Origin of the sequence: Roseomonas sp. CAU 1739 (assembly GCF_039839775.1) — a bacterium.
Taxonomy (GTDB): Bacteria; Pseudomonadota; Alphaproteobacteria; order Acetobacterales; family Acetobacteraceae; genus Neoroseomonas.
The window spans coordinates 34112-52559 of record NZ_JBDOQQ010000029.1 but is presented as its reverse complement, the minus strand read 5'-3'; the positions used below and the strand labels follow the sequence as shown (position 1 = coordinate 52559).

18 protein-coding genes are annotated in these 18448 nt (G+C 71.1%); 6 read left to right on the top strand and 12 right to left on the bottom strand.

Annotated features, from left to right (window positions below; genetic code table 11):
- Window positions 1-134 precede the first annotated feature (134 nt).
- Genes AAFN86_RS27970 through AAFN86_RS27935 form a run of 8 tightly spaced genes read right to left on the bottom strand, consistent with a single transcriptional unit; the run spans window position 135 to window position 7877 of the window.
- Window positions 135-1115, bottom strand: coding sequence for an alcohol dehydrogenase catalytic domain-containing protein (locus tag AAFN86_RS27970; protein ID WP_347546911.1), 981 nt, complete (start codon window positions 1113-1115; stop codon window positions 135-137).
- Window positions 1112-1873 (bottom strand): SDR family oxidoreductase, encoded by a 762-nt coding sequence (locus tag AAFN86_RS27965; protein WP_347546910.1) that lies wholly within the window; start codon window positions 1871-1873, stop codon window positions 1112-1114. Before AAFN86_RS27965 ends, AAFN86_RS27970 begins: the two co-directional genes overlap by 4 nt.
- Window positions 1870-3069: a DegT/DnrJ/EryC1/StrS family aminotransferase gene (locus tag AAFN86_RS27960; RefSeq protein ID WP_347546909.1), complete on the bottom strand. Its 1200-nt coding sequence runs from the start codon at window positions 3067-3069 to the stop codon at window positions 1870-1872. The genes AAFN86_RS27965 and AAFN86_RS27960 overlap by 4 nt, the downstream gene beginning before the upstream one ends.
- A complete protein-coding gene (gene hisD, locus AAFN86_RS27955) occupies window positions 3069-4382 on the bottom strand; it encodes a histidinol dehydrogenase (protein WP_347546908.1) in 1314 nt (437 codons plus the stop codon). The genes AAFN86_RS27960 and hisD overlap by 1 nt, the downstream gene beginning before the upstream one ends.
- A gap of 3 nt (window positions 4383-4385) precedes the next feature.
- Window positions 4386-5429 (bottom strand): ABC transporter substrate-binding protein, encoded by a 1044-nt coding sequence (locus AAFN86_RS27950; RefSeq protein ID WP_347546907.1) that lies wholly within the window; start codon window positions 5427-5429, stop codon window positions 4386-4388.
- A 26-nt stretch (window positions 5430-5455) separates the two neighbouring features.
- The gene (locus AAFN86_RS27945) at window positions 5456-6250 is read right to left on the bottom strand and encodes an ABC transporter ATP-binding protein (RefSeq protein WP_347546906.1); all 795 of its coding nucleotides are present in this window, start codon (window positions 6248-6250) and stop codon (window positions 5456-5458) included.
- The gene (locus AAFN86_RS27940) at window positions 6247-7026 is read right to left on the bottom strand and encodes an ABC transporter permease (RefSeq protein WP_347546905.1); all 780 of its coding nucleotides are present in this window, start codon (window positions 7024-7026) and stop codon (window positions 6247-6249) included. Before AAFN86_RS27940 ends, AAFN86_RS27945 begins: the two co-directional genes overlap by 4 nt.
- Window positions 7014-7877, bottom strand: coding sequence for an ABC transporter permease (locus AAFN86_RS27935; protein ID WP_347546904.1), 864 nt, complete (start codon window positions 7875-7877; stop codon window positions 7014-7016). The genes AAFN86_RS27940 and AAFN86_RS27935 overlap by 13 nt, the downstream gene beginning before the upstream one ends.
- 148 nt (window positions 7878-8025) lie before the next feature.
- Here AAFN86_RS27935 and AAFN86_RS27930 point away from each other — a divergent pair, with 148 nt between their 5' ends.
- A complete protein-coding gene (locus AAFN86_RS27930; protein WP_347546903.1) occupies window positions 8026-9060 on the top strand; it encodes a substrate-binding domain-containing protein in 1035 nt (344 codons plus the stop codon).
- 410 nt (window positions 9061-9470) lie between these two features.
- Here the strand turns inward: AAFN86_RS27930 and AAFN86_RS27920 are convergent, their stop codons facing one another.
- From AAFN86_RS27920 to AAFN86_RS27905, 4 genes are all read right to left on the bottom strand, one after another.
- Window positions 9471-10649, bottom strand: a complete 1179-nt coding sequence (locus AAFN86_RS27920) for a JmjC domain-containing protein (protein ID WP_347546902.1) — start codon at window positions 10647-10649, stop codon at window positions 9471-9473.
- Window positions 10646-11080: a hypothetical protein gene (locus AAFN86_RS27915; RefSeq protein ID WP_347546901.1), complete on the bottom strand. Its 435-nt coding sequence runs from the start codon at window positions 11078-11080 to the stop codon at window positions 10646-10648. The genes AAFN86_RS27920 and AAFN86_RS27915 overlap by 4 nt, the downstream gene beginning before the upstream one ends.
- 52 nt (window positions 11081-11132) lie before the next feature.
- Entirely contained in the window at window positions 11133-11747 is a 615-nt protein-coding gene (locus AAFN86_RS27910; RefSeq protein ID WP_347546900.1) for a hypothetical protein, read from the bottom strand.
- Window positions 11748-11878: 131 nt separating this feature from the next.
- The gene (locus tag AAFN86_RS27905) at window positions 11879-12298 is read right to left on the bottom strand and encodes a hypothetical protein (RefSeq protein WP_347546899.1); all 420 of its coding nucleotides are present in this window, start codon (window positions 12296-12298) and stop codon (window positions 11879-11881) included.
- A 710-nt stretch (window positions 12299-13008) separates the two neighbouring features.
- On the opposite strand from AAFN86_RS27905, the gene AAFN86_RS27900 reads away from it, so the two are divergent.
- The 5 genes from AAFN86_RS27900 (at window position 13009) to AAFN86_RS27880 (ending at window position 18401) form a co-directional block, all read left to right on the top strand.
- A complete protein-coding gene (locus AAFN86_RS27900) occupies window positions 13009-13968 on the top strand; it encodes a tripartite tricarboxylate transporter substrate-binding protein (RefSeq protein ID WP_347546898.1) in 960 nt (319 codons plus the stop codon).
- Between the two features lie 19 nt (window positions 13969-13987).
- Window positions 13988-14494, top strand: coding sequence for a tripartite tricarboxylate transporter TctB family protein (locus AAFN86_RS27895; RefSeq protein WP_347546897.1), 507 nt, complete (start codon window positions 13988-13990; stop codon window positions 14492-14494).
- 262 nt (window positions 14495-14756) lie between these two features.
- Window positions 14757-15650 (top strand): PhzF family phenazine biosynthesis protein, encoded by an 894-nt coding sequence (locus AAFN86_RS27890; RefSeq protein ID WP_347546896.1) that lies wholly within the window; start codon window positions 14757-14759, stop codon window positions 15648-15650.
- A gap of 620 nt (window positions 15651-16270) precedes the next feature.
- Complete coding sequence (locus AAFN86_RS27885; protein WP_347546895.1) at window positions 16271-17764, top strand: tripartite tricarboxylate transporter permease; 1494 nt, start codon at window positions 16271-16273, stop codon at window positions 17762-17764.
- A gap of 4 nt (window positions 17765-17768) precedes the next feature.
- Window positions 17769-18401 (top strand): flavin reductase family protein, encoded by a 633-nt coding sequence (locus tag AAFN86_RS27880; RefSeq protein ID WP_347546894.1) that lies wholly within the window; start codon window positions 17769-17771, stop codon window positions 18399-18401.
- The last annotated feature ends 47 nt before the right edge of the window (window positions 18402-18448 follow it).

The following is an 18448-nucleotide window of genomic DNA, read 5'->3' as shown; positions in this document are numbered from 1 at the left end:
GGAATTCGATCATCCGGTCCTGGTCCATGATCCAGCCATTCAGCGTCTGGCCGGACTTGATCCCCTCGACGACCACGACGCCGGCGGAATCGCCTTCGTCGTGTACGCAGAAATGCACGGTCACGTCTTCCTCCTCATGGTCTCAGGATAATCTTCGGGGCGGCGGAGCGCCCGGACGCCAGTTCCGCGAAGGCCGCAGCGCCATCGGCGAGCGGACGTTCCTCCACCCAGGCCAGGTCGCCGAGCACGCCGCCCGCCAACGCGGCAAGCGCCTGCACCATGTCGGCGCGCGTGTAGCAATAGGTGCCGAGCACGGTAACCTCCTGCAGCGTCATCCGTCGCGTGTCGAGGCCTGCTTCATTGTCCTGCAAACCGATGTGCAGGATCACGCCGCCCGGCGCCACGGCCGCGCCCGCCATGCGACGCGTTCCGCCGCTACCGACGGCGTCGAACACGAAATCGAAGGCGCCCGCTTCCGGTGCCGCCGCACGCGGGTCGAAGGCCTCCGCCGCGCCGGCGCGCTCCACCGTGCGCCGCCGCCCTTCGCCCGTCTCGGCCAGCCGGGTGTCACGCGCGCCCCAGGCGCGCAGATACAGCGCCGCCAGCAGCCCGATCGCCCCGCCGCCGATCACCAGGCAGCGCGCCTCCGCCAGTGGGCGCCACAGGGCGCGTTGGGACAGATCCAGCGCGTGCAGCACGCAGGCCGCGGGCTCCGTCAGCGCGGCGGCGATGTCGCTGGCGTGCTCCGGCACCTCGATCAGGTTCGATGCCGGTGCTGCGACCACCTCCGCGAAGCAGCCGGGATATTGCATGCCGAGCATGGTTCGGTCCGCGCACAGGTGCGGACGCCCCTCGGCGCAGCGCGCGCATCGCCCGCAGGAGATCAGCGGGTTCGGTACGACGCGCCGGCCATCGGCAAGTCGCCCCACCGCCTCGTGCCCGAGCACCAGCGGCGGCACGCGCCGTGGATCGTGCCCGTGATAGGCATGCAGGTCGCTGCCGCAGATGCCCGCGGCATCCACGCGCAGCAATACCTCGCCGGGCGCGCGTGGCGCTGCGTCGGGTTTCTCGCGCAGCGCCATGCTCTCGGCACCCAGGAATACGAGCGATTTCATCGCGCGGTGAATCCTCCATCCACGAAAAGTGTCTGGCCCGTCACGTAATCCGCCGCTGGCGAGCACAGGAACAGCGCTGCTCCCTGCAGGTCCTCGAGCTTGCCATTCCGCCCCAGGCAGGTCTGGCCAGCCAGTCGCACCGCGCGTTCGGCATCGGCGAAGACCGGCGCGGTCAGCGCGGTGGGAAAGAAGCCGGGCGCGATGGCGTTGCAGGTCACGCCGAGGCGGCCCCAGGCCTCGGCCATCGCGCGCGTCGCCTGCATGATGCCGCCCTTCGCCGCGCCGTAGGGAATGCTGTCCGGCATGGCGCGCACCGATTGCAGGGATGCGATGTTCAGCACGCGCCCCCAACCGCGCTCGCGCATCGCCGGCACCAGGTGCCGCGAGAGGAAGAAGGGCGCGGCGAGCATGCTCTCGATCTGCGCATCCCAGCCCGCATCGTCCACATCTTGCCACCGCTGGCGCGCGTTGAGGCCGGCCGCATGCACCACGATGTCCGGCGCGCCGAAGGCTTCGGCCGCGCGCGCGGCAATGCCCGCAAGGTCCCTGCGCCGCGCGACATCGCCGATGCAGGTGGCGGTGCGTGGTCCCAGCCGCTGCGCGGCCGCGTCCAGCGTATCGGCCCGTCGCGCGCAGAGCACCACCGCCGCGCCGGCCTCGTGCAGCGCCTCCGCAATGGCGAGGCCGATCCCGGAGGACCCGCCCGTGACGAGCGCAACGCGGCCTTGCAACGAGAAGCGGGTCAGAATGTTCGTCATCGCTGGCGCATCAGCTCCTGCGCGATCACGCCGACGATGGCCTCGCACGCCTCGACCGGAAGCGAAAGCGGTATGCGCATGTCGCACAGCCGCGCCAGCACCGCCGCCGTGCGTGGTGGTGATTGCGCATCGCGCAGGAAGCACCAATGCCGCGGCGCGCTGGTGTAGCCCTCCGCCGCCTCGCCGCCGAACCACTTCAGGTACACGCCACGCGATCGGCAGGCATCGAGGAAGTGGCAGAAGCCGGCGGCATCGAGCCCCGTCACGGCGAACTGGATGGAGCTCTGCACATGCTCCTCCTGCTGCGGGCGATGCGGCAGGCGGATGCCCGGGATCGCGCCCAGCAGTGCGGCCAGGCGCGCATGGCGGTCGCTCCAGATCCGCGCACGTTCCTCCAGCAGCCGCAGTTGCGGGCGCGCCACCGCCGCAGCGAGGTTCGACAGCCGCAGGGAGAAATTCGGTGTCACATCGCGCCAGCGCGCGAACACGTCTTCCGCCGGCCGCGCGCGATGCTGGCCGTAGAGCATGTAGCTGCCGGAGGCGAGGATGGCGCGCGCCGCCAGATCCTCGTCTTCCGTGACGATCAACCCGCCCTCGCCCGCATTGACGTGCTTGTAGGATTGCAGGCTGAAGCACCCCGCACGGCCGAAGCGCCCGCTCGGGCGGCCCGCCCATCGCGCGCCCATGGTGTGGGCGCAATCCTCGATGACGGACACGCCGAGCGTGTCGCATAGCGCCATCACGCGATCCATGTCGGCCATGTGGCCGCGCATATGCGACAGCAGCAGGTGCCGCGCGCCGCTCGCCCGCGCCTTTGCGGCGAGGTCGTCGAGATCGATGACCAACTCGTCCGTCACCTCGACGATGACCGGCTCGGCGCCGAGATGGGCGATCGCCCCTGGCACCGGTGCCAGGGTGAAGCCGTTCATCAGAACCTTGTCGCCGGCGCGTACGCCGCTGCCGTACAGCGCAAGGAACAGCGCGCTGCCGCAGGAATTCACGCCAATACAGTAGCGCGCGCCGAGCAGCGTCGCGAATTCCTCCTCCAGCAGCGCCGCATCCGACGCATCGCCCAGCGTTTCGCCATAGCGATGCAGCCAGCCACCCTGCAGCAACGCCTGCGCGGCCGCGATCGCTTCCTCCGGCACCGGAGGCGGCGCGCCGAGGTCGAATGCGAGGCGCGCTGCGTCCGGCATCACCCCTGCACCGGCTCGCCGAGTGGCAGGTTATGCCCCGGGAACCACTTCGCCAGCCGCAGGTCGGCCGTGCGCGCATGCGCTTCCATGCCTTCGAGGCGAGAGATGCGCGCCGTGATCTCCGACAGGCGCTTCGCCCCCTCGCGCGTCGCGCTCTGCCAGGTCAGCGGCTTGAGGAATTTGTGCACCGACAGGCCTGCGGAATACCGCGCCGCTGCCTTGGTCGGCAGCACGTGGTTCGGGCCGCTGCACTTGTCGCCGAAAGCGACGGTGCTTTCCTCGCCGAGGAACAGGCTGCCGTAGTTCACCAATCGCTCCCGCCACCAGGGCAGGTCGGCGCACTGCACCTCAAGGTGTTCGCAGGCATAGCGGTCGGACAGCGCGGCCGCTTCCTCGCGCGTGTCGCAGGCCGCGACCTCGCCGTAGTCGTTCCACGCGACCGCGGCGGCGTCGCGCGCGGTCGGCGGAAGCGCGGCGATCAGCGCCGGCACCCGCGCCATCACCGCCTCCGCCATGTCGCGATCCAGCGCGATCAGCCAGGCCGGGCTCTCATGCCCATGTTCCGCCTGGCCGACCAGGTCGGCCGCGACGATGTCCACATCCGCGGTGGCGTCCGCGATCACCGCAACCTCCGAGGGCCCGGCGAAGACATCGATGCCGACGCGGCCGAACAGCATGCGCTTCGCCTCGGCGACGAACTTGTTGCCCGGCCCGACGATCACATCCGCCGCGCGCCCCGAGAACAACCCGAAGGCCAGCGAGGCGATCGCCTGCACGCCGCCCAGCGTCAGGATGGTGTCCGCACCGGCGCGATGCATCGCATAGAGCACCATCGGATGGATCGGCCCGCCGCGATAAGGCGCGCTGCATGCCACCACATGCCGCACGCCAGCCGCCTTCGCCGTGGCGATGCCCATATAGGCGCTGGCGATATGCGCATAACGCCCGGTCGGCACATAGGCACCGACGCAGTCCACGGGTATCACGCGCTGGCCCGCCGTGACGCCGGGCGAGACCTCGATCTCGAAGTCGCGAAGGCTGGCGCGCTGCGCTTCCGCGAAGCGCCGGACATTGGCGATGGCGGCATCGATGTCCTCGCGCGCCTGGTCCGGCACGGCGCGCACGGTGCGCGCGATCTCCTCAGGTCCCAGCAGGATCGTACCATCCCAGCGGTCGAGCTCGCGCGCGAAGCGCCGCGCGGCGTCCTCGCCCCCGGCCTCGATCTCCGCGATCATGCGGCCCGCCACCTCGCGGGCCGCATCCTCGTTGCTGGCGGGCGTGCGCGCCGCCCGCTTGAGCCAATGGGTCGCCATGGCTCAGCGCGCCATGGCTAAGGCGGCGAGGCGCGGATTGTCGGCGACGCGCTTCATGTACTCGTCGGTGATGAAGCTGCTCGGTTCGGGCACCTGCTGCAACGTGCCCACGGCGCGCAGGTACTCGCCCAGTTTCGCGAACCAGCCATCCGCGGTCGATGCCCCGGCCGACCGGTCGAGCAGGCGCAACTGCTCGGGCAGGGTGAAGGTTGGCCGCGTGTCGATCTCGGCCGCGAGGTACTGGTCGGGCAGCGTGACGCCGCCCTGCTGGTAGAAGCGCGCCATCAACCGGATGGTCTCGTCACGGTTCTGCTTCTGCCACGCGATCGAACGCAGGAAGACGGCGAGGTATGCCGCAGCCAGCTCGGGCCGCTCCCGCGCGAAATCGGCACGCAGGATCAACGCGCCGGGCACTGTCGCGCCGGCATCCTTGCCGGAGCAGATGACCATGCCCTCGGCGCGTTCCTGCAGCGTGTAGATGTTGGGCGCCCAGACGCCGGCGAGCGCGCCGTTGCCGGAGGAGAAGGCGCTGATGATCTGCGCCTGGCCGAGGTTGACGAAGGTCACGTCGCGCCGCGACAGGCCCCAGCGCTCGAGGCAGGCGAAGGTCGCGTATTCCCCCGTGCTGTTGGTGGTCAGCAGGATCTGCTGGCCGCGCAGGCTGGCGGGATTGGCACGGATGCGCTCGACATCCGCGCGCCGCGCGACCAGCGCATTGCCGGCGCTCTCGTCATTGGTGATGCCGACCGTCAGCAGCCCGAAGCGCTGCGCGCCGAGCACCGCAGGGGCCGAACCCGTCCCGCCGGCGTCCCAGGCGCGCGCGGCCAGGGCCGCCACCTGCGGTGCACCCGCCGCGAAGGTCGAGAATTCCGGCTGCAGCCCCGCCTCGCGCCACCACCCCTTCTCGGTGGCGATGAAGAAAGGCAGCGCCCAATACAACGCAGGCTGGTAGGAAACCTTGATGGATGCCAGGCCCTGCGCGATTGCCGGCCGGATCGCCGGCAGCGCCAGCGCGGCGGCTGCGAGCAGCGTGCGTCGTGTGTGCATGGACGTCATCCTCCTGTTGTTGCTTGTCAGTCGTCGGGCCGGATCTGGTCGCGCAGCAGGCGCCAGACATGGGTGCGCAGATGCGTGAAGCTCGGCAGGTCCATCACCGCGTCGATCGGCATGGTGTCCCAGCTTTCCGCGGTGCGTACCGCGCTGACGTCCACGATCTCGCGCAGGCGTCCCGGGTCGCGCGCCAGCACCACGACACGATCGGAGAGGTAGACCGCCTCCTCCACCGCATGGGTGATGAACAGCGTGGTGCGCGGCTCGCGGCGCGTCAGCCGCACCAGCTCCTCCTGCATGACGGTGCGCGTCTGCGCGTCGAGCGCGCCGAAGGGCTCGTCCATCAGCAGCACGTCGGGCTCGATGGCGTAGGACCGTGCGATCGCGACACGCTGCTGCATGCCGCCCGACAGCTGGTGCGGGTAGCGGTCCTCGGTCCCTTCCATGCTCATGAGCTTGAGGTAGCGCGCCACCACCTCGTCCTGCCTCGCGCGCGATGCACCCTGGCAGCGCAGGCCGAAAGCGATGTTCTCCCGCACCGTCTTCCACGGGAACAGGGCGAATTGCTGGAAGACCACAGCGCGGTCGGGGCCGGGGGCGCGCACCTCCTTGCCGCCGACGCGCACGCAGCCGGAGGTCGGGTGGTCGAGCCCCGCGGCCATACGCATCAGCGTCGTCTTGCCGCTGCCCGAGGGGCCGACGACGGCGACGAATTCGCGCTCAGCCACCGTCAGCGTCACGTCCGAGATGGCGACGAACGCGCCGCCCGCGCGCGTCGGGAAGGCCTTGCCGACGGCGTCGAAGTGAATGTCCTTCATGCCTGCCCCCAGCGGGATTTCACCAGCGCCTCGGTGCGGCGGAGCGCGACGTCGAGTGCGACGCCGACGATGCCGACCGCGAGCATCCCCGACATCACGATTGCCGGCGCCAGGTTGGATTGCGCCTGGACCATGACGTAGCCGATGCCTGCGGACGCCACGATTAGCTCGGCCCCGATCAGCGACTGCCATGCAAGCCCGGCCGACACGCGCAGCCCCGCCACGATGGACGGCAGGCTGCCGGGCAGCAGCACTTCGAGCATGATCCGCGGCCCCGAGGCGCCCAGCACCTGCGCCGCCTCCACGATGCGGGGTTCGACCAGCTTCGCGCCGCGATAGGCGTTGATGAGGCAGGGCGGGAACGCACCGGCGAAGATCACCATGACCGGCCCGCCGATGCCCGTGCCGAACCACAGCGCGGCGAAGGGCACCCAGGCGAGCGGGGCGACGAAGCGCAGCATCTCGAAGATCGGCGTGACGATGTCATCCAGCAGCCGCCACCGCCCCATCGCCAGGCCGAGCGGCACGCCGACCATCGCAGCGAGCCCGAAACCCATGGCGAAGCGCCCGAGGCTGGCGAGCAGGTGCTGGACCAGCGTATGCCCCGCGAAGGGCTCGAAGCAGAGCCGCCAGGCGGTGCTCAGCACCGCGACCGGCGTCGGCAGCGCATTGGCGGTCACCAGCCCGGACTCCGCGACGCCGTGCCACAGCGCGAAGAACCCGGCAGCGCCCGCCAGCGTCAGCAGGATACGTTCGACGAAGCCTAGCTGCGCCATGGCATGAGCCTCGTCTCGGCGATGGCGAGCAGGCGCGTGGTCGCCGCGCCCAGTATGCCGACCACCACCATCGCCACCGCGATCATCGGCGGGTTGATGTCGCGATAGGCGGCGTCGAGCACCCGCCCCAGGCCGAAGAAGGCGCCCACCAGCTCGGCTGCAACCAGGGTCGTCCAGGCGGCCTGCAGCGAGAGGCGCAGCCCGATGAAGATCATCGGCATCGCACCGGGCACGATCACCTCGGCCAGCAGCTGCCACGGCCGTGCGCCATGCACCCGCGCCGCGGCGATCAGGGTGCGGTCCACGCCGCGCACGCCGGTCCAGGTGTTGATGACGGATGGCACGAAGGCGGCGAACCAGATCACCAGCACTTTCGCCGCGTCGCCAAGCCCGAGCCACACGATGGCCAACGGGATCCAGGCCAGTGGCGGAATGGGCCGCACCAGCAGGAAGGCGGGGTTGAGCAGCGCCTCGGCGCGCGCGGAAACCCCCATCAGCAGCCCGAGCGGCACGCCGGTGACGACCGCCACAGCGAAGCCCATCAGCACGAGGCGGGTGGAGTACCAGGCCTGCACCCACAGCGTGCCGCCGGCATAGCCATCGGTCACGAACTGGGTCAGCGCCGCCCAGAATTCCTCGGGCGAGGGAAAGCGATAGGCGGTGACGAAGCCCGTGCCGGTGGTCAGCACCCACCACAGCGCCAGCAGCCCCACCAGGCTCGCCGATCCGATGGCCAGGCGCCGGCGCGCGCCACCGAGGCGCCGCAGGCGGCGCGGGGCGGCTGGGCGGGGCGGGACGGGCGCTATGCCCGCCGGGGCACGCTCCGTCGCCGTCATGTCGGCTCCCGACATGGCTGACCTGTCCTGTTCGTTTCCTCGGTGCGGTGAAGCACGGATCATTTGTAAACGTTTTCACGATACGACCACAAGGCAGGCAGAGCTGTCAACGCTGGCTTCTCACTTGCTTCCCCGCACGACTGAAATCGCTTACAATCGCCGGATGGCGAAGCGCATCAGCATCCGGCACGTGGCCGCGGCGGCGGGGGTCTCGGTCGCCACCGTGAGCCGCGCCCTCAACATGCCCGATCGCGTCTCGCCCGAACTCCGCGGCCGGGTGGACGCCGCGGCGCGGGAACTCGGCTATCTCGCGAACGGCGCCGCCCGGGCGCTGGCCTCCCGCCGGACGGGAGCGATGGGCGCGGTGGTGCCGACCCTCGACAATGCCATCTTCGCCACCTGCATGGACGCCTTCCAGCGCAGGCTCGATGCCGCGCATGGCATGTCGCTGCTGGTGGCCAGCGCCGGCTACGATCCGGCGCTCGAAACCCGCGGTCTGCGATCACTGCTGCAGCGCGGTGTCGATGGCATCCTGCTGGTCGGCGCGGCGCATGAACCCGAGACCTGGTCCCTGCTGCCGGCCGAGATGCCCACAGTGATCACCTGGACGCACCACGCCGAGGGCTGCGCGCGCCCCTGCATCGGCTTCGACAACGCCGCCGCCGCCGCACGCATGACACGCCACCTGCTGGAACTCGGGCATCGCCGCATCGCCATGATCGCCGGCGTCGCGCGCGGCAACGACCGTGCGGCCGCGCGCATTGCCGGCGTGCGTGCCGCGCTGGCCGAGGCCGGGCTCGGGCTGGAACCGCCGCTGCTTGCGGAGCGCGCCTACAGCGTGGCGGACGGCCATGCCGCCATGACGGCGCTGCTGGCACTCGACCCGCGTCCGACCGCGGTGATCTGCGGCAACGACCACCTCGCCTTCGGTGCCGTCGCCGCTGCGCGCGCGCGCGGCCTGTCGGTGCCGGCGGATATCTCCGTGACCGGCTTCGACGACCTCGAATTTCCGGCCCATGGCGACCCGCCGCTGACGACCGTGCACGTGCCGGCCGCGGAGATGGGGCGCCGCGCCGCCGACCACCTTGCCGCGCTCGCCGCCGGCGAGGTGCCGCCACTGCCGCCGGAACTTGAGGCGCCCATCATGCTGCGTGGTACGACGGCGCCACCTCCCGGCCGCGCGGCCCCACGGCGCTGAACGCGGCGCGCACCGCCGGAAAGTTGCGCCACGGGATGGCAAGGCCCGCCATGGCAGGCCGGGGTGCGAGGGTCGTGGGCACTCACCCCAAACACAGGATGATTGCGGCGAGAGTGACGACGCCGGGGTGTTTTCCGGCAGTCGTCTCGCAGCGGGTTGCGTCGCGGCGGAACGGCTTGCGCTTGCTGAAGCAAGGCTCGATCAGGCGGCGCTGGTCGTGAGGCTGCTTGTCGAGCGGGGATTTCGGGGCGCGCGACGGATTGTTCGGACGGACGGCGACAGGGCCTTCGCGGCGATGTCCCTGCGCGCAGGGCCGGCGTCGAAGCGCTGGTTTCCAAAGGCCCTGGGCCTTTGGCGGGATGAGGTCCGGAACGGGGCAAAGCCCCATTCCGGTCCCATCCAGCGCCGCCCTACACCCGCTCAAGCACCCCTTGCTGCGCCAGGCGCCGACAGAAGGCGAGCGCATCCTCCCCCAGTTCCGCCGCCGTCGCGCCGTCCTCCAGACCCATCAGCCATTCCAGTTCCTGGGCGGTCAGCTTCTCCACGCCGCCATACCAGCGCAGCGCGGCGCCGCCCGTCTCGAAGGGCACCAGCGTGTGGTGCATGGTCTCGGACAGGCGCAGCCGGTCATCCGGCCCGGGCGGCGGCGTGTGCAGCGAGCGGCCCGGCAGCGCCATGCGGTCGCGCGCCACGCGGTCGAGCGCCGCCATGGTCAGCCGGTCGGCGATGTCGGGTCGGGCCAGCGCCGCCAGCGCCGCGGCCAGCCGGCCCTGAAGCACGGCGGCACCGTCCGGTTCCGCCAGGCGCCAGGTCGGCATGGCGGCGCGCAGCGCCGGCTCCTCGGCTTCAAGGTCGGCGAGGAGGTTGCGCAACATCTCCCCCAGCCCCGGTTCCATCAGCCCGATGGTGATGTGCAGGGACGGTTCGCCACCCTGCTGCACCATCGCCTCGTGCATCACGCCACGCGGCAGGTACAGCGCATCGCCCGGCGCCATCAGAAGCGCGTGCGGTTCGCCTTCGACGGAGGCGTTGTTGGCCCAGGGCGTGTGGCGCGTCGGCGCGGGATAGGGGATGTGGTCCCACACCCGCCACGCCTTGCGGCCCGACACCTGCATCACCAGCACATCATGCGTGTCGAAATGCACGCGGAAGCCCTGCGCGGCGGGCGGCGTCAGGTAGATATTGGCCTGCACGCCATGCAGGAAGGCCTTCTCCAGCCCGCGGCAGAAGCGCGCCAGCGGCGGATGGACCTCGTGGAACTGGGACACGACGAGGCTCGCGCCTTCGTCGTGGCGGGCGAACAACTGCGGCAGGTCCACGCGGTCGCCGCCTTCCTCGATGTAGTCGTCGATCGGCAGCGCGGCGCTGCCCTGGCGCGCGCCATCGGCCATCGACACGCGCGGCGTGCGCGCGGCATCGGTGCGCAGGAAGGCATCGAGATCGGCGACCGAGAGCAGCCCCGCGAAGCGCTCAGGGTCGTTGCCCGGCATCAGCCGCCAGGCGGTCCCTTCGCGCATGGCCATGCCGTCCTCCAGGGACAGCGTCCCGAAGGCCAGGGTCCAGGCTTCCTCTGCCACAGTCGCGCTCATCGTGATCCTCGTCCGCGTCCGGCGGCATCGCGCGGATCGCTGTCTGAAAAGCCGGTGCGGGGCCGGCCACGCCCGGCGCCATCGCGCGGGTCGCTGTCGGAATAGCCCGTGCGGGGGCGTCCGCGTCCGGCGCCGTCGCGCGGATCGCTGTCGGATTGGCCGGTATAGGGCCGGCCACGCCCGGCGCCATCGCGTGGGTCGCTGTCGGAAACCCCGGTGCGGGGGCGTCCGCGGCCGGCGCCGTCGCGCGGGTCGCTGTCGGATTGGCCGGTATAGGGTCGGCCGCGCCCGGCCGGGTCCCGCGGGTCACTGTCGGAGGTTCCGGTCCGCGGCTGCGCCACCGATGTCGCGGGCACCAGGCCCACCGCACCGCCGACCATCAGCATGCGCCGCGACAGGCGGCCGAGGCGCCCCTCCTTCACGTCGGGCATGACGTCCGCGCCTGCCACCGCGCATCGCGGTCGACCGCCATCCGGTGCCGGTTCATTTGCGGGGGGCGCCGCCGCCGCGGCCCTGCCCGGCCCCGTCATTCGGATCGGAATCGGTGATGCCCGTGCCGCGCCGCTGCCGCCACCCCGAGCCATAGCCGGACGGATCGGTCGGATCGCCGTCATTGATGCCGGTATAGGCCCGGCCCTGCGGGCGTGCAGGCCCACGGTAGCCGCCACGACCATTGCCCGGCGCGTCGTTCGGGTCGTTGTCGGTGAGCCCGGTGCGTGCCGGCCCACGATACCCGCCGCGGCCATTGCCCGCCCCATCATTGGGGTCGTTGTCGGTGATCCCCGTCCGCCCACCGCGATACCCGCCACGGCCGAAGCCCGGCCCGTCATTCGGGTCGGAATCGGTGATGCCCGTGCGCGGCCGCCCGCGATACCCGCCACGGCCGAAGCCCGGCCCGTCGCTCGGATCGGAATCGGTGAGGCCGGTGCGGTACTGCACCGGCGTCGGCTCCAGCGCCTCGGCCGCCGGCGCGACGGCGGCGGCGGCGATGCCCGCCGTCGCGACGCGCAACACCAGCAGCCGGCGCCCGAGGCCCCGGCGTTCCGGTTCGTCGGCCGCATCCTTGCCCCCGGTCAGGGGCGCGCCCGTCTCGGTCATGCTCATCCCTCTCCTTCCCCCGGCGTATCATCGGGCCGAGGCGCCAGTCTCGGCAAGCGAGGTGAGAGAGGGGTGAGTGCCCCATCGCACGGTTTCGCGGCTTGATCCGCCGCAAGCGGCCGGATCGGTCGTCAATAACCGCGACCGCGCCCCGGCGCGTCGCGCGGATCGCTGTCGGTGACCGCGCGGCGCGTGCCGCCACGCCCCTGGCCCGCCCCGTCATTCGGGTCGGCATCGGTGTAGCCGGTGCCCCGTGCGCGCCCGCCACCGCGGCCATAGCCGGGACCGTCGGACGGGTCGGCATCGGTGAAGCCGGTACGCCGGCGCGCCGGGCTGTAGCCGCCGCGGCCCTGGCCCGGCCCATCGGAGGGGTCGGAATCCGTGTAGCCGGTGCGCACGCGATTGCCGCCGCGGCCCTGCCCCGGGCCGTCATTCGGGTCGGCATCGGTCAACCCGGTGCCTCGGGGCTGCGGCGCATAGCCGGCATTGTTCGGCACGACGACGCAGCCGGCCAGGGCCGGTGCCGCGGCACCGAGCGTCGCCACCTTCACCACGAGCATCCGGCGCCGCAGGCGCGGCGCATCATTGTCGTCCAGGACCGTGTCCCCCCTCGAATCGGTAGGACAGCATCCTTCCGTGCCGCTCCGTGTCGGAGCAAGCCCCATCGGACCTGTTGCCGCCGATCCCGGCCGCGACGCCCCGCTGGCGCCGGTCCCGGATCAGCGGTCCCTGGAAAAGACCACGTCCGACCGGAATCGATCAGGCGCGCAAGGCTGCTCGCTCAAACATTGGTTTGGAGCGGCCGTGCGTGAGCACGGTCGACCGCAAACCACTGCCGTCTTCCGCGGCCTGCTGGCCCGCTCCCCTGCCGGCGCACCAGCAAGGGGAGCGGGCGGGACACGACCGGCGGGGGGGGGGATCAGCAACGCCAGGAGAGGAACGAGACGTTGCTGTCGGTCGGTTCCGGCTGGCGGTCCGATCGATGGTCCGGGCCCCGCGTCGCGGATGCGTTGCGCCCGTGCGTGCTGCGGCCTGCCAAGGGGCGCGAGGCGATGCCGGCGGCCCAAGCCTCGACCTTCAGCAGCCGGCGGTGGAGTCGGGAGGAGGTGGCGGAGGGGGGCATGGCGCCTTTAATTGCGAATGCGTCTCATTATTGTTCATGCGCCACGAGCGCGCAAGCCCCGTCCCCATCCGCGTTTGCGCGGCGCACGGCGCCGTCGCATGCTGGCCGACACCAGGGAAACGACCGGGACCACCATCCATGACCCATCGCCGTAGCCTTATTGCCGCAACCGCAGCGCTTGGCGTCCTGCCGCGCATCGCCCTCGCGCAGCAGCGCTTCGCCAGCCTGTACATGTTCGTACCCGCCGGGCCCGGCGGCGGATGGGACGGCCTGGGCCGCGCCATCGAACAGGCGGCGCGCGCGTCGGGCCTGGTCGGCACCCTCCAGTTCGAGAATGTCGGCGGCGCCGGCGGCATGGTCGGCCTGCCGCGCTTCCTGCAGCAGCGACGCGGGCGCGCCGACGCGCTGATGGTCGGCGGGTCCGTCATGGTCGGCGCGGCGCTGACCAACAAGACGCCGATTTCGCTGCAGAACACCGTCGCGGTCGCCCGCATGACCGAGGAAGCCGGCGTCATCATCGTGCCGGCCAACAGCCCCATCCAGAACATCGGCCAACTCGCCGACGCGCTGAAGGCCAATCCGCGCGCCGTCTCGGTCGCCGGCGGCAGCGCCGGCGGCACCGACCACATCATCCTCGGCCTGATGCTGCAGAAGCTCGGCCGCCAGCCGCGCGAGGCCTCCTTCGTCGCCTTCCCAGGCGGCGGGCCGGCGCAGGCGGCGATCCTCGGCGGGCAGGTTGCGGCCGGCATTTCCGGCTGGTCCGAATTCTCCGAGCAGATCAAGGCCGGCCGTGTGCGCGCCCTGGCCACGACCGGCGAACGCCGGCTCGATTCCGCGGTGCCGACGCTGAAGGAAAGCGGCATCGACGTTGTCGCCACCAATTGGCGCGGCGTGTTCGGCGCCCCAGGGATCAACGCGACGCAGCGCCAGGCGCTGGTGGACCTGATGACCGCGATCCACGCCACCGAGGCCTGGCGCCGCATCCTCGAGGATCGCGGCTGGGAGGATGCCTTCCTCACTGGCCCGGCCTTCGACCAGTTCCTCGATCGCGACCGCAGCGAAACCGAGGGCGTGCTCAAGGATCTCGGCCTCGCCTGACCGGCGGGGTCGCGACGCCATGAAGCAGGGTGCGTTTCCCGACCTGATGGTCGGCCTCGGGGTTACCGGGCTGGGCCTGATGACCGTATGGCTGACCTGGGTCATCCCGGTGACGCCGGTCTATGCGGTGGTGGGCCCGAAGCTGGTGCCGGCGGTCATCGCCGCCGCGCTGGTCGTGCTGGGCCTGTTGATCTGCGCCGCGGCACTGCGCGGTGGCTGGAGCGCCGATCTGCCCGAAGTGGCCGAGGCCGGGCCGCCCAACCTGCCCGCGCTCGCCTGGCTGGGTGGCGGCATGCTGCTGAACCTGGTGCTCATCGTGCCGCTCGGCTTCGCGATCGGCGCGGCGGTGCAGTTCGTCTGCACCGCGCGGGCCTTCGGGTCGCGGGCACCGCTGCGCGACGCCGTCATTGCACTCGCCGTCTCGCTCGGCGCCTTCTTCCTGTTCGTCGAAGCGCTCGGCGTGAACATCGGCGCCGGCGTGCTCGAAGGGGCGATCCTGCGGGCGCTTGGTCAGGAAGTCCCATGACGACCACCCCCTATCGACCCGAGGCTCCGCCCCGGGCCGCGAGCGCACGGCGCGGCCGCGCCGTGCGTCTGAGGGGAGATCCGGCGCGCATCGGGGCAGCAGGCCCCGTGCCCATCATCCCGCACCAGCCCGAGGCTCTGCTTCGGGCTGCGAGCGCACAGCGCGACCGCGCCCAAACCACCCGCCGTCCCCAGCGCACCAGCGCGTGGCGCGAAGGCAAGCCGGGCGGATGCCCGGCGCCCGCCGTCTGAGGGCATAAGCAATGCGCGCCTTCCGCTTCGTCACTGTCGATGTCTTCACCGACCGCCGCTTCGGTGGCAACCAGCTCGCCGTATTTCCCGATGCGCGCGGCCTGTCGGATGCCGAGATGCAGGCGCTCGCCGCCGAGTTCAACCTGAGCGAGACGACCTTCGTCCTGCCGCCGGCGCATCCCCACAACAGCGCCCGCGTGCGCATCTTCAACCGCGTCGCGGAAATGCCCTTCGCCGGCCACCCCAATGTCGGCACTGCCTTCGTGCTCGGCCGCGAGGACGAGGACAATCCGCGCACCTACCGCTTCGAGGAACCTGCCGGCCTGGTCGAAGTCGCGCTGCTGCGCGACGACACCGGCCGCGTGCTGGGTGCCGAGGTCGCCGCCCCGCAGCCGCTGCGGATCGGCGCGGAACTGCCCGTAGCCATCGCCGCGGCCTGCGCGAGCCTGCCCGAAGATGCAATCGTCACCGCGCGGCACACGCCGACCCTCGCCGCCGATGGTGGCAACCACCGCCTGTTGACCGAGGTGACGCCGGCGGGCCTCACCGCCGCCGCACCCGACCTTGGCGCCTTCCGCCGCGCCGTCGCGGCGCATCCGGACCAGACGCGCGGCTTCCTATCGCTGTACCTGTACTGCCGCGACGGGACGGCAGTGCGGACGCGCATGTTCTCCCCGCTGACCGGCACCTGGGAGGATTCGGCAACCGGCAGCGCGGCGACACCGCTGGCCGGCTTCCTGCTGAACCTCGATGGCGGCACCGAGGGCAGCTGGGACATGACGCAGGGTGTCGAGATGGGGCGGCCTTCGCTGCTGCTGGCGGGTGCGCGGCGCATGCCTGACGGCATCCGAGCCCGCGTCGGCGGGCATTGCGTGCCGGTGCTGCGGGGCGAGGCCGTGCTGTGAGGCGGTGCGGGGGGGCGCTGTCCCGTGGGTGCGCGGGGCAGTTGGAGAGGGGCTTTGCCCCTCTCCAAACCTCACCCCAGCAAAGGCTACAGGCCTTTGCAAACCTCCGTCTGGTGCGGTGCGCCGAGGGCGGTATCGGCGGCGAAGCGTGCTCCTGTGCGCGGAACGGGCTTCGGATGGGCCGAACAACCTGGCGGGCCCGACGCCCGGTGTCCGTGGTTCAGGGGCCCGCTGGCCCCTGGCGGGGTGGTTTGGAAGGGCAGAGCCCCTCCATCAGGATCCTCAGGCGGGCCTTTGCAAACCTCAACCTGGTGCCAAACTGGTCAGCTGCGCGCCCGGGCCGCTCGACCGCGGCGCAGGGGACCCGAAATTCGCGGGCGAGCAGGGTGCCGGAACCCGATTCCTGTTGCTCGGCCGGGGTGGCTTTCCAAGCCCTCCGCGCTCGCGCCGAGCGCCGCCGTGCCCTTCGGCATGCAGCGCCCCCGCCGCGCTCCGCGCCAAAAACCCGCATTCCAAAGGCCCGTTGGCCTTTGGTGGGGGAGGTCCGGAGGGGGCAAGGCCCCCTCCGCCTTCAGCCGCGCCATCCCGCCGAACGTCCCGTATCCCTGCGAGGCTGATTCATGGACTCCATCTCGGGACTCGCTCTCGGCTTCGGCAATGCCCTCACCCTGGCCAATCTCGCCTGGGCGTTGCTTGGTTGTTTCCTCGGCACCGCGGTTGGCGTGCTGCCGGGTATCGGCCCGGCACTGACCATCGCGCTGCTGCTGCCGATCACCTTCTCGGTCAGTGCGACGGGCGCCTTCATCCTGTTCTGCGGTGTCTTCTACGGCGCGATGTATGGCGGCAGCACGACCTCGATCCTGCTGAACACGCCGGGCGAGAGCGGGTCGATCATCACCGCGCTCGAAGGGGCGAAGATGGCGCGCAACGGGCGCGCGGGGCCGGCGCTGGCGACCTCGGCGATCGGGTCCTTCGTGGCGGGCACGGTGGGCACGCTGGGGATCGCATTCCTGGGGCCGGTGATCGTGGAATGGGCACTAGTGCTGGGGCCGGCGGAATACTTCGCGCTGATGGTGCTGTGCTTCGTCACCGTCTCGGCGGTGCTGGGGTCATCGGCGCTGCGCGGGCTGACCTCGCTGGCCTTCGGGCTGATGCTGGGGCTGGTGGGGGTCGATCTGCAGACCGGCCAGCCGCGGCTGACCTTCGGCGTGCCGGAACTGCTGGATGGCGTGAATGTAGTGCTCGTCGCCGTCGCGCTGTTTGCGGTCGGCGAGGCGCTGTACATGGCCTGGCGCCACCATGCGGGTAAGCAGGAGGTGCTGGAGGTCGGCCGGCTGATGCTGTCGCGGGAGGACCTGAAGCGGTCCTTCTGGCCGTGGATCCGCGGCGCCGGGCTGGGCTTTCCCTTCGGCGTGCTGCCGGCGGGCGGCACCGAGATGCCGACCATGCTGTCCTATTATGCCGAGCGGAAACTGGCGAAGCCGGAATACGTGAAGGAATTCGGCACGGTCGGCGCCATCGAGGGCGTGGCCGGGCCGGAGGCCGCGAACAACGCCGCGGCGGCGGGCATCCTGGTGCCGATGCTGACCCTTGGCCTGCCGACCAGCGCGACGGCGGCGATCATGCTGTCGGCCTTCCAGTCCTACGGCATCAATCCGGGGCCGCTGCTGTTCACCCAGCAGGCGGAGCTGGTCTGGACGCTGATCGCATCCCTGTTCATCGCCAACGTCATGCTGGTGGTGCTGAACCTGCCTCTGGTCGGGCTGTGGGTGCGCATCCTGAAAATTCCGGTGCCGCAGCTCTATGCCGGCATTCTGGTGTTCGCGACGATCGGCACCTACGGCATCTCCAACAGCGTCATCGACCTGGTGATCCTCTACACGCTGGGCGTGGTCGCGATGTTCATGCGGCGCTTCGACTTCCCGGTGGCACCGGTGGTGATCGGCATGATCCTTGGGCCGATGGCCGAACAGGCGCTGCGCCAGGCGCTGACGATCAGCCAGGGCGACTGGTCGGTGTTCATCACGCGGCCGGGCAGCGCGATCATCATGGCGCTGGCGGTGTTGGCGCTGGCCGGGCCGCGGCTATACGGCGCCATCGCGCGGAAGGTCTGACCCGATGTTCTACGAACCGCGTAATGGCCACGGGCTGCCGCATGACCCGTTCAAGGCGATCGTCGCGCCGCGGCCGATCGGCTGGATCTCGACGCTGGACGTTGAGGGGCGGCCGAACCTCGCACCGTATTCCTTCTTCAACGCCGTGCATTCGCGCCCGCCGATGCTGATGTTCACCAGCGAGTCGATGAAGCACAGCGCGGCGAACGCCATCGCGACCGGGGAGTTCGTGTTCAACTTGTCCACGCAGCCGCTGTTCGACGCGATGAACACCTCCTCCGCCGCGCTGGCGGCCGGGGAGGACGAATTCGCCGCGGCAGGGCTGGAGACGGCGCCGTGCCGCGTGGTGAAGGCGCCGCGCGTCGCCGCGTCGCCGGCGTCACTCGAATGCCGGGTGGTGCAGTCCATGCCGCTGCACGACGTGGACGGCAAGGCGGTGGATGGCTGGATCATCATAGGCCAGGTGGTTGGCGTGCATATCGACGAAGCGTTCCTCCGCAATGGCCGCTTCGACACCGCCGCGGCCCAGCCGCTGGCGCGCTGCGGGTACCGCGACTACGCCGTGGTGACCGAGATGTTCGAGGCGCTGCGCCCGACCGATGGCGGGGTGTTCGGGGCGGGGCAACCCGATCGCTGACCGCGTGGTCCTGAGGCGGGTGGAATCGCACCTGCCACGTTCGGGCC

What these genes read in the sequence shown, in the direction of transcription:
- AAFN86_RS27970 (WP_347546911.1), bottom strand. Translation starts at nt 1,115, where the DNA reads ATGAAATCGCTCGTATTCCTGGGTGCCGAGAGCATGGCGCTGCGCGAG.
- AAFN86_RS27965 (WP_347546910.1), bottom strand. Translation starts at nt 1,873, where the DNA reads ATGACGAACATTCTGACCCGCTTCTCGTTGCAAGGCCGCGTTGCGCTC.
- AAFN86_RS27960 (WP_347546909.1), bottom strand. Translation starts at nt 3,069, where the DNA reads ATGCCGGACGCAGCGCGCCTCGCATTCGACCTCGGCGCGCCGCCTCCG.
- hisD (WP_347546908.1), bottom strand. Translation starts at nt 4,382, where the DNA reads ATGGCGACCCATTGGCTCAAGCGGGCGGCGCGCACGCCCGCCAGCAAC.
- AAFN86_RS27950 (WP_347546907.1), bottom strand. Translation starts at nt 5,429, where the DNA reads ATGCACACACGACGCACGCTGCTCGCAGCCGCCGCGCTGGCGCTGCCG.
- AAFN86_RS27945 (WP_347546906.1), bottom strand. Translation starts at nt 6,250, where the DNA reads ATGAAGGACATTCACTTCGACGCCGTCGGCAAGGCCTTCCCGACGCGC.
- AAFN86_RS27940 (WP_347546905.1), bottom strand. Translation starts at nt 7,026, where the DNA reads ATGGCGCAGCTAGGCTTCGTCGAACGTATCCTGCTGACGCTGGCGGGC.
- AAFN86_RS27935 (WP_347546904.1), bottom strand. Translation starts at nt 7,877, where the DNA reads ATGTCGGGAGCCGACATGACGGCGACGGAGCGTGCCCCGGCGGGCATA.
- AAFN86_RS27930 (WP_347546903.1), top strand. Translation starts at nt 8,026, where the DNA reads ATGGCGAAGCGCATCAGCATCCGGCACGTGGCCGCGGCGGCGGGGGTC.
- AAFN86_RS27920 (WP_347546902.1), bottom strand. Translation starts at nt 10,649, where the DNA reads ATGAGCGCGACTGTGGCAGAGGAAGCCTGGACCCTGGCCTTCGGGACG.
- AAFN86_RS27915 (WP_347546901.1), bottom strand. Translation starts at nt 11,080, where the DNA reads ATGCCCGACGTGAAGGAGGGGCGCCTCGGCCGCCTGTCGCGGCGCATG.
- AAFN86_RS27910 (WP_347546900.1), bottom strand. Translation starts at nt 11,747, where the DNA reads ATGACCGAGACGGGCGCGCCCCTGACCGGGGGCAAGGATGCGGCCGAC.
- AAFN86_RS27900 (WP_347546898.1), top strand. Translation starts at nt 13,009, where the DNA reads ATGACCCATCGCCGTAGCCTTATTGCCGCAACCGCAGCGCTTGGCGTC.
- AAFN86_RS27895 (WP_347546897.1), top strand. Translation starts at nt 13,988, where the DNA reads ATGAAGCAGGGTGCGTTTCCCGACCTGATGGTCGGCCTCGGGGTTACC.
- AAFN86_RS27890 (WP_347546896.1), top strand. Translation starts at nt 14,757, where the DNA reads ATGCGCGCCTTCCGCTTCGTCACTGTCGATGTCTTCACCGACCGCCGC.
- AAFN86_RS27885 (WP_347546895.1), top strand. Translation starts at nt 16,271, where the DNA reads ATGGACTCCATCTCGGGACTCGCTCTCGGCTTCGGCAATGCCCTCACC.
- AAFN86_RS27880 (WP_347546894.1), top strand. Translation starts at nt 17,769, where the DNA reads ATGTTCTACGAACCGCGTAATGGCCACGGGCTGCCGCATGACCCGTTC.